Here is a 9608-nt window from a genome sequence, read left to right as displayed (position 1 = left end):
TATGCGTCCCCTCAAATGGTTTTCGCCTATCGAATTTCTTAATAATAGTGTCCAATATGATTGACAAACCTACATTTAGACATTTGCAAACAAAAAAACACCGCACAAAGACGATAGACGCCCCTTGTGCGGTGTTGGCTTCTATATAATTTTTGAGAGAAAATCTTTCAAACGCTGATTTTCAGGGTGTGCAAAGAACTCTGACGGCTTGTTCTGCTCGAGTATTTTTCCGTCTGCCATAAACAGAACTCTTGAAGCAACTTCCCTTGCAAAGCCCATTTCGTGGGTAACGACAACCATTGTCATTCCGTCGTTTGCAAGCTGTTTCATAAGCTCCAGCACCTCGCCCACCATTTCAGGGTCAAGTGCAGAAGTAGGCTCGTCAAAAAGCATTACCTCAGGATTCATCGCCAGTGAACGTGCGATGGCTATTCTCTGTTTCTGACCGCCTGAAAGCCTTGAAGGATACTCGTCAGCCTTATCAGGCAGACCAACTCTTTCCAAAAGCTCCTCCGCCTTTTTGTCGGCTTCATCGGCTGTCATAAGGCCAAGCTTCACAGGGGCAAGAGTGATATTCTTTTTTATTGTAAGGTGTGGGAAGAGGTTGAAATGCTGAAAAACCATGCCCATTCTCTGTCTGAGCTTGTTCATTTCATGCTCGTTCGCCTGAGTGATGTTCTCGCCCTCGAAGAAAATATCTCCCGAAGTAGGTCTTTCCATAAGGTTAAGACAGCGGAGAAAGGTGGATTTTCCTGAGCCTGACGGACCAACGATAACGACCTTTTCGCCCTTGTCGATAGTTTCGTTTATATCTTTCAGCACTTCGACCTCGCCGAAAGACTTGCTGAGATGTTTAACGTCTATCACTTTGCGACAGCCTCCTTTCAAGCTTTCCTACCAGATGAGTAAGCACAACTACCATTATAAGGTAAATAAGTGCAACTGTTATAAGCGGCATGAATGCCGAGAACGTCTGAGAACGGATTATATCTCCGCCCTTTGTAAGGTCCTGAATTGCGATATATCCTGCAACAGAGGTTTCTTTAAGCAAAACTATGCACTCGTTTGCAAGGGCAGGCAGAACAGTTTTAAAAGCCTGCGGAAGAACTATTGATATCATTGTCTGACGATAGCTAAGGCCAAGGCTTCTTCCTGCTTCAAACTGACCGTTGTCAACTGACATGATACCTGAACGGACTATCTCAGCCACATATGCGCCTGAGTTCACGCCGAATGCAAGCACAGCCACTAGAGTCTTGTCTATGTTCACGCTTCCGAAAATAACAAAATATGTTATAAGGAGCTGAACTACCATAGGAGTTCCTCTTATCACTGTAAGATACACTCTGCAAAGGGCGTTGAGTATCTTCATTTTGCCTGTCTTATCATGAGTAGAGCGGACTATAGCCACAAGAAATCCCAACACAAAGCCAAGTATGACCGCAAAGAATGTTATGATAAGTGTTGTTTTAAGACCATTGGTAAGATAATGCCAACGGCTCTCGTCCAAAAAATTTTGCTGGAAATCGTCGATCAATTTGTTCAATTCAGCACTTCCTGTTCTTTATCAAAATAATTTCGGCTGCCGCTCTACGACAGCCGAAGTGTGAAAAATTATTTCTTTCTTACGATTATTACCTGACTTGATGATGTGTAAGTGTCAGAGAAAAGAACGTTTTTCTCTCTGTCAGGTGTAACTGTCATACCTGCAACGCCAACGTCTGCCTTGCCTGACTGAACGGCTGAGATGATAGAATCAAATGCCATATCGTCTATCTTAAGCTCATAACCAAGCTTGTCGCAAACTGCCTGCATCATATCAGCGTCGATACCAACGACCTTATCGTTCTCTTTGCTCTCGTATGGAGGGAACTCAGCGTTTGTTGCCATTACAAGCGTACCCTTATCTCTGCTAACATTATCAGGGGACTTGTATGGGTTCTTGCCAGCGTTCTCGCCAACGTAGTTTGCCTTGATAGCGTCAAGCGTTCCGTCAGCCTTAAGCTCCTTGAGAGCACCATTGACAGCTGTCTGAAGCTCAGTGTTGTCAAGCTTCATAGCGATAGCGTATTCTTCCTCAGCAAAAGGCTCGTCAAGTATTTCAAGATCGTCATTCTTCTCAACGAATACCTTAGCAGGCTCAGCGTCGATTATAACAGCGTCTATCTTGCCCTGCTTCAGAGCCTGAACAGCATCAGCGCCCTTGTTGTATTTTTCTACCTTAGCGTCCTTAACGTCCTCGGCATAGATGTCGCCTGTTGTTCCAAGCTGAACACCGATAGTCTTGCCCTCCAGATCGTCAACGCTGTGAACTGTATTAGCAGGCACTCCGCAGCCTGCAAGCATTGTAACGCTCATTGCCACTGCAATAAGTCCTGCTGCAAATTTCTTCATAACATACATTCCTTTCAAAAATTAATAGCGACAGTCCTCCAATACCGACTGTGCATAAACCTATATCATATATTATAACTGAACACACGGCTTTTTGCAATAGCTTTTATCAGTGATTTAATATATAAATTATGAATTTTTTGTTTTGCCAAACCATTTTAGTAAACAAAAAAGGTATCCACCCAATGGGGACACCTCTTTGTGAAAATCAGCTTAGAAATTCATTGTGAACTGAACTCTGTGGTTGCCGTCTGCGTCATCATCTATCATTTCAGCCTTTACGATAGTGATAGGCGTAACAGGCTTTGACTGTGCGTTGTCTGAACCTGTTGTTCTTTCCACTTTAAGAAAGTCATCAACAACGTCCATGCCCTCTGTTACCATGCCGAAAGCCGCATACTGTCCGTCAAGGAAAGTATCCTTATCGCTGTAGCAGATAAAGAACTGGCTTGAGGCACTGTCCATATCGTTTGCTCTTGCCATTGAAACAACGCCTCTTGTATGGCTCAGGCTGTTTTCAACACCATTTGCTGAGAACTCGCCCTTGATAGTTTCCTTGCTTCCGCCTGTGCCGTCACCGTTAGGGTCGCCGCCCTGTGCCATAAAGCCGTCTACAACTCTATGGAAAGTAAGTCCGTCATAGAACTTTTCCTTTACCAGCTTCTCGAAGTTCTCGCAGGTGATAGGTGCGTCATTGGCGTAAAGCGTGATAACGAACTTCTTGTCAGTGTCAGCCGCAGAGGTCTGTGATGAGCTGTCACCCTTATCTCCGCAAGCGGTAAGAATTGCGCAGGCAAGCACGCCTGCTGTGCAAAGAGCCAATGCTCTGAATAGCTTTTTAAGTTTCATTTTTATCGTCCTTTCGATCATCATTAATGGCATTTCTGCCTTTTCACTAGCCTATTATAGCACCTCCCTGCAAAAAAATCAACATCAGACCATGTTTTTCACAGAATTTTCATCATACGAAGCCTAAAGTTGGCTTATTTAATATTGATTTTTGGCTCTTAATGGAGTATAATTATAATGTTTTTTTAAAGAAAAATATAAAAACTATGTTATGTATGGAGGACTGAACAAAATGGATAAGCTGAAAAAAGCCCTGCCCTTTATCTTCCCACCTCTGGCTGTATTGCTCATAATGGGATTTGCTTTTTATCGGCATGGGCTTTACCCTTTTGGTGACGGCACTGTATCATGGTGTGATATGTCACAGCAGGTGATACCTCTGCTCACCGACTTCAAGGATATTTTCACAGGCAAGGACGGAATGTTCCTTAACTTCCACAACGCAGGAGGAATGGACCTGTGGGGCGTTTTCTTCTTCTTTATCGCAAGCCCCTACACCTTGCTTGTGCTTTTTGTTGACAAGGCTGACATAATCTACCTTGTGAACATTCTCACAGTGCTTAAAATGATGACGGCGGCTGTCACGGCGCAGATATATTTCCGCTCCTGTCAAAAAAAGCTCGACCCTTACATTGGCGCTGTACTCAGCGTCATATATGCATTCTGCGGCTATGGAATGCTCTATTATCAGAACAACATATGGCTCGACATGATGTATCTTTTCCCGCTTCTTATGGTGGCGTTCAGGGAGCTTTTTGAGAAAAAGCGCATTATCCCATACACTGTCATGCTCACACTTATGATGATAGTGAACTACTACATCAGCTACATGATAGTTGTTTTCATACTGCTTTTCATGGCGCTTTGCTGTTGGCGTTACCGCAAGGAAGAAAAATACAAGGACGTTCCATGCAGATTTGTTATAGGCTCGCTCCTTGGTGCATTGCTTTCGGCGGTGGTATGGATACCATGCTTCCTGCAGTTTTTGTCAAGCGGACGTTCAAAGTCAGTTATCCAACAGCTTGAGACTTCTTCATTCATCACAAACTACTACACGACCTTCTGCCTGCTGTTGTCAACGGCTTCGGTCATAGTGATAGTTGCGGTATTTCTTCTTGACGGCAAAAAGAGGAGCAAGCGTCTTAACACCGACCTTATAATGCTCTTTTTGATGCTCGTACCTATTTTAATAGAGCCTGCGAACCTTATGTGGCACACGGGAAGCTATATGTCGTTCCCATGCAGATACGCTTTCATCACCATTTTCTTCGCACTTATCTGCGCAGGATATTTCCTTTCATCGGAAAACGCAGTGGCAAAAGGAAAGAAAAACTGCGACCACTTTGTTATATTCCTGATACTTGCGGCACTTATCTACGGCTTTTACAACTTCTCTGAGGGCTTTGTTGAAAACAACCGCTCGGGAATATCAAAATACACTTCAAGTCTTTGGCAGGACAGCACCGCCTTTGAGCTTTGCCTTGAATTTTTCATTGTGGCGGCGGCATTTTATGCGATTGTCGTTCTGCTACACAAAAAAGGCTGGATATCAAAGAAGATATTTGCTGTCTTCCTTGCAATGTTCGTTGCGGCTGAGTCCTACGCAAACGTGAACATTTATATGGTATCCCCAAGCATGAACAATCCTCAGCGTGCGGCTAATCATCAGAAGATAATGGATCTTTCAGACAGACTTGACGAAACAGAGGGCTTTTACAGAGTAAAGACCGCAAGCAAGCTTTTCGAGGTCAATCTGGTCGGTCCAATGGGATACAATTCCCTGAGCCACTACACCTCCCTCACAAGCCGTGATTATATGTACATGATGAAACAGCTTGGTTACTCCTCCTACTGGATGGAGGTAGGCTCATATGGAGGAACGGAGCTTACTGACGCTTTGCTGTCAGTAAAATATCTTATTGAAAAAAGTACAGGCTCGGCTGACGCTGTATATTCAAACGATACCTACGAGATAGTGCCGACAGAATACTATCTCCCCCTTGGCATTGTGACCGACGCTGACCTGAGCGGCAGTGAGGAGCTTTCCACAGGCACAAGAAGCGACGTTCAGAAAAAGCTTTTTGAACAGCTTTTCGGCGGCAACGGTGACGAGCTTATCACAGACTACGAATACACCACGATCTATGGTGTGCAGGACGACAGTAACTTTAAGCCGAACTACACCCTCAACACCACAGGCGATGTAGCCTACATGGACTACAGCATAGATGTAACAGACAAGCAGACACTTTATTTTGACTGCTTCGACAAGCTTTCAAACAGCCTCAGCGAGGATATAAACGGAAGCTTCATGGTAACAGTGAACGGTCAGGTAATGCAGATGGATTATCCGTCACAATCGAGCAACGGGCTTTTGAAGCTTGGGGAATTTGAAAATGAACACGTCAACGTGCGTGCGACCTTGAAGAAAGACATCACAAGCTGCCGTTCCTACGGCGTTTTCGGGCTTCACCACAATGTGCTTGAAAAGGCACTTGAGCAGGCACAGACCGCCGGTCTTACAGACAGTGACGGCAAGCTTTCAGGAAGCGTGAACGCAAAGGCAGGACAGAAATGTGTGCTTCAGATACCATATCAGGAGGGTCTGAAAATAAAGGTCAACGGCAAGGCTGTTTCATATGACAAGGTTTTCGGTGACCTTGTAAGCTTCGACTTGCAGGAGGGCGAGAACACAATAACTGTAACAAGCGTGCCAAATGGCTTTTATGCAGGTCTTATACTGACTATCGCAGGCATTGCGCTGACAGTAGGATATTTCTTCATAAGAAAGAAACTGAAATTCGGAGAAACTATGGAAGCCGCTGCACTTGTGGCTGTTATCGGTGCGGGAGCTATAGTGATCATAGTGGTTTATGTTGCACCTTGCATACTGAATATTTATAGCTGATAAATAGTACAGAACAATAATTCAGGACGTCGCATTTCTGTGAAACAGAAATTGAGCCGTTCCCCTACATAACAAAACTGCGGATAGCATTTTGCCGTCCGCAGTTTTTATTTTATCCGAATTTACTTATGCTCCTCCAGATACTTTTCCGTATCCATTGGATAGCATTTCAGGTTTGGAAGCTCGTCAAGGGTGAGAACTCTTTCGCTGTTGTAGATCTTGTTCCACTCGTCAAATGTGGTGTACTGATCTGAAAGCTGTTTATCCTTGATACAGAACTCGCCGTTCCATGTACTGAACCACGCCCAGCGTGTGCCGTCGTTGAATGCTCCGTCAGGGTCGAACATAGAGCCGTTCTCTGTCATTGCGATTATCTTTTTGGTCGATGTGCTTGACTTCACAAGGTCATAATACCACTTCTGTGAAGAGCTGTCCTGCTCTGCAGGATAACAGTCATAGCCCATGATGTCGACATACTCATCACCCGGATACCAGTCAGGATTCTGTGCGTTCCATACCCAGATCAGGTTGTTAAGACCATACTCGTTTGTGAACTTGTCATACATGAGCTGCCAAAGCTGAATGTATGCGTCCTTTCCTGCTGAACCCCACCAGAACCATGCGTTGCCGGGATACTTAGGGTCGCCTGCCGCCTCGTGAAGAGGTCGCCAAAGGATAGGCACGTTTGCGTCTGCAAGCTCTTTAAGCACCCCTGCCATATGGTCAAGGTCTGCTATGATAGAATCGTAGCCCTCTTTGTCCTCGCCGCTGAGAGCCTTTGCAAGGTCGAAGTCTGTATATTCAGAATAGAAGCCCTGCCACCATGCTCCGCCGTTCTTTTCCAGGTTTTTATCAGGGGCATACCAATGCCAGCAAAGTGAAACTATACCGTTTTCGTTGTTGTACCAGTCCATAGCCTGCAATGGCACCATATCTCCGCCGCCTGCGCCATGTGAAAGTGCGCTGTTTGAAAGGTTTGAAACGTCAAGACCAAGTATAGCAGGCGTCTTGCCTGTGTGCTTCTTTATCTCCTTGAACTCACGGCAGTCCTTGCCCTCGTTATCTCCTGAAAACTGACCTGAGATAGTATACTTGCCATAAACGTCCGTAAGGAAGTTATAAAGTCTTTTTGCCTCGTCAGAAGCGTTAGGGTTTGAAAGCTGATTTGATACCTCATACTGTGAAAGGTCGATAGCAGGAGCTGGGGTTATCTTTATCTTGTCAATATAGATATGACCGTTGTCGCCCTTTATGCCTACCTTATGAGTACCTTCGTCGATAAGCACATTTTCAGCCATAGTGTCGCCAAACTCTGTTGTGGTCGATGTGAAGTTTGTGAGCGCAGCACCGTCAACAGTGATAAGATTTGACTGACCCTCGCCGTCTGCCGCCATTGTGAGAGTAATATTATAGCTTCCCTTTGCAGGAAAATCTATCTCGAACTCCACCATATCTCCCGATGAACCTATGGAAACAAAGCCATCGCCAGAAAACTTACCAAGAAAATTCTTATCAAGCACTGCCGCACCTCCCGAAAGAGTTCCTTTTTCCGCCTCGGACTCGTAACTGAAATCCTCAGGAACGTCATACTCTGTCGTTACGTCTGAAAGGTCGATATTGCCCATATCCTCAACGACAGGGGCTGTTGTAGTGGTAGTCTCGCCTGCTGACGAGCTGCCTGAGCTGCTGTTTCCTGTGCTGCTGCAGCCTGCTGCCGCACAAGCGATAAGCACTGCCATAACGGCAGCAACTGTTCTTTTCATTATTTCACGCATAATGTTCTCCTTATCATTACTAATTAAAATATTCAAATTTTCATAAAGCCAAACTTTGCGAAGCTCTCGCCTTTAGGCTTTATATTCCATACTTTTAAATATATCATATAAAAAATCATTGTCAATAGCCGTTTTTAATGTTTAACATAGTGTTCAAAATTGATAACGTTTACTTTTATTTGGACTAAAAAAATATGAACCCACACGGCATTGGGTTCATATTTTCATATATAAAAATATTATTTTCTGAGAAACGTTCTGTATACCCAACGGGTGAATTTTCTGGGAAATATAAACAAGCCAAGCTGCAGAGCGCATGGCATGAAAAAGTCACGGAAGCCTGTATACCCTGAACGGTGTATTATCCACCTCACACGAATGAAAGCCTTTGTATGCTCCCAGCTTTTGCGTGTATCTACAGTATTTTCATCTATGCGGTAGCGCACAAGCACCTCGGGTATATTCTGCCCCTTTGCACCATGCTGTAACATTCGTGCGATAAACTCATAGTCCTCGCACATTTTAAGGTCACTGTAACCGCCTATCTTTTCCGCAAAGGACTTGCGAAAAGCCACAGACTGCCTGTTGAAAGGGTTGCGTCGTTTGGAATATGAAGCGATATCCTTATGCATGACAGGCACTTTTTTCACCGAAACTACCTCGTCAGTGTCAGTGTCGAACTCCTCCACATATGTGCCGATGATATCAAGCTTAGGCTTCACCGCAAAAAGGGTCATCTGCTTCAAGCAGCGGTTAGGGAGAGATATATCGTCGCTGTCCATTTTCACGATATAATCGCATTTACACGCCTTTATGCCCTCGTTGTAAGCCTTTCCAACGCCCACGTTCTCGTCTATCTGAACGATATGGAAAATATGCTTGAACTCGTCCTGAAAAGACTTCACGATGATATTAAGCTCGCAGGTGAGCTTGCCGTCGCACACAAGCACGAAGTCAGAGGGAGGATATGACTGCATGAGCATAGACTCAAGACTCTCGTTAAGGTTCTCAGGAAGCTCACGGTCATACACCGACATAAGCACACTGTATTCAGGCAGCGTATATTTTCCAACACGATACGTCATAAAATCCCTCCCCTGCATTATTATCAACTCAATTATACTATAACAGCTCCAAAAAGTCAACTACGACCAACAAAGTATACTATATTATATAGTACAGACCAATACACAAAAAAAGACCGCCCCATTCGGAACGGTCTTGTAAGCTACTTTGAAAAATTAGCCAAGCTTCTTAGCAAGCTGTGATACCTTTCTTGCAGCAGCATTCTTATGCATAATGCCCTTTGTGCAAGCCATATCTACCTTCTTGATAGCAGCTCTTACTACTTCTTCCTTGTTTTCTGCATTCTCAGCTACAGCAGCGTCAGCCTTCTTGAGTGCAGTTTTAAGATCAGACTTTACAGCCTTGTTTCTCATTGTCTTAGTGTTGATAACCTTGACTCTCTTCTTAGCGGATTTAATGTTTGGCATACCGACACCTCCCTCATTCTGTATAAATTTGCACTTATTTGCACAAGCTATCCGCAGACTGAGAGGAAATGCGGAAAGCCCTTTAAACAAGCCTTGTAAAATATTTTACCACATTTCAAAAGAAATTGCAAGGGGGGTTACTGAAAAAAATATAGAAATTTTGCGGTCTAAATTGTAGGAACACACAAA

At 44.3% G+C, this 9608-nt stretch carries 8 protein-coding genes; 1 reads left to right on the top strand and 7 read right to left on the bottom strand.

The window, feature by feature from the left end; translation table 11 throughout:
• Positions 1–141: 141 nt before the first annotated feature.
• The 4 genes from AB5123_RS10700 to AB5123_RS10685 all read right to left on the bottom strand — a co-directional run bounded on the left by AB5123_RS10700 (position 142) and on the right by AB5123_RS10685 (position 3243).
• The gene (locus AB5123_RS10700) at positions 142–867 is read right to left on the bottom strand and encodes an amino acid ABC transporter ATP-binding protein (protein ID WP_022287638.1); all 726 of its coding nucleotides are present in this window, start codon (positions 865–867) and stop codon (positions 142–144) included.
• Positions 854–1546 (bottom strand): amino acid ABC transporter permease, encoded by a 693-nt coding sequence (locus AB5123_RS10695; protein WP_022287637.1) that lies wholly within the window; start codon positions 1544–1546, stop codon positions 854–856. Before AB5123_RS10695 ends, AB5123_RS10700 begins: the two co-directional genes overlap by 14 nt.
• Before the next feature lie 68 nt (positions 1547–1614).
• Complete coding sequence (locus tag AB5123_RS10690; protein ID WP_022287636.1) at positions 1615–2394, bottom strand: transporter substrate-binding domain-containing protein; 780 nt, start codon at positions 2392–2394, stop codon at positions 1615–1617.
• A 213-nt stretch (positions 2395–2607) separates the two neighbouring features.
• A complete protein-coding gene (locus tag AB5123_RS10685) occupies positions 2608–3243 on the bottom strand; it encodes a peptidylprolyl isomerase (RefSeq protein ID WP_117925072.1) in 636 nt (211 codons plus the stop codon).
• Between the two features lie 232 nt (positions 3244–3475).
• Here AB5123_RS10685 and AB5123_RS10680 point away from each other — a divergent pair, with 232 nt between their 5' ends.
• Entirely contained in the window at positions 3476–6151 is a 2676-nt protein-coding gene (locus AB5123_RS10680) for a YfhO family protein (RefSeq protein WP_368364812.1), read from the top strand.
• A 122-nt stretch (positions 6152–6273) separates the two neighbouring features.
• Here AB5123_RS10680 and AB5123_RS10675 read toward each other — a convergent pair whose 3' ends face one another.
• The 3 genes from AB5123_RS10675 to rpsT all read right to left on the bottom strand — a co-directional run bounded on the left by AB5123_RS10675 (position 6274) and on the right by rpsT (position 9419).
• Entirely contained in the window at positions 6274–7926 is a 1653-nt protein-coding gene (locus AB5123_RS10675; protein ID WP_038672298.1) for a glycosyl hydrolase, read from the bottom strand.
• 239 nt (positions 7927–8165) lie between these two features.
• Entirely contained in the window at positions 8166–9011 is an 846-nt protein-coding gene (locus AB5123_RS10670; RefSeq protein ID WP_022287632.1) for a glycosyltransferase, read from the bottom strand.
• A 156-nt stretch (positions 9012–9167) separates the two neighbouring features.
• Complete coding sequence (gene rpsT, locus AB5123_RS10665) at positions 9168–9419, bottom strand: 30S ribosomal protein S20 (protein ID WP_022287631.1); 252 nt, start codon at positions 9417–9419, stop codon at positions 9168–9170.
• Positions 9420–9608: the final 189 nt, after the last annotated feature.

This window comes from Ruminococcus sp. RTP21204st1_B2_RTP21204_210225 (assembly GCF_040914135.1).
Taxonomy (GTDB): Bacteria; Bacillota; Clostridia; order Oscillospirales; family Ruminococcaceae; genus Hominimerdicola; species Hominimerdicola aceti.
Note: the sequence above shows the minus strand (reverse complement) of the source record. Positions and strands in the feature narration are given on the sequence as shown.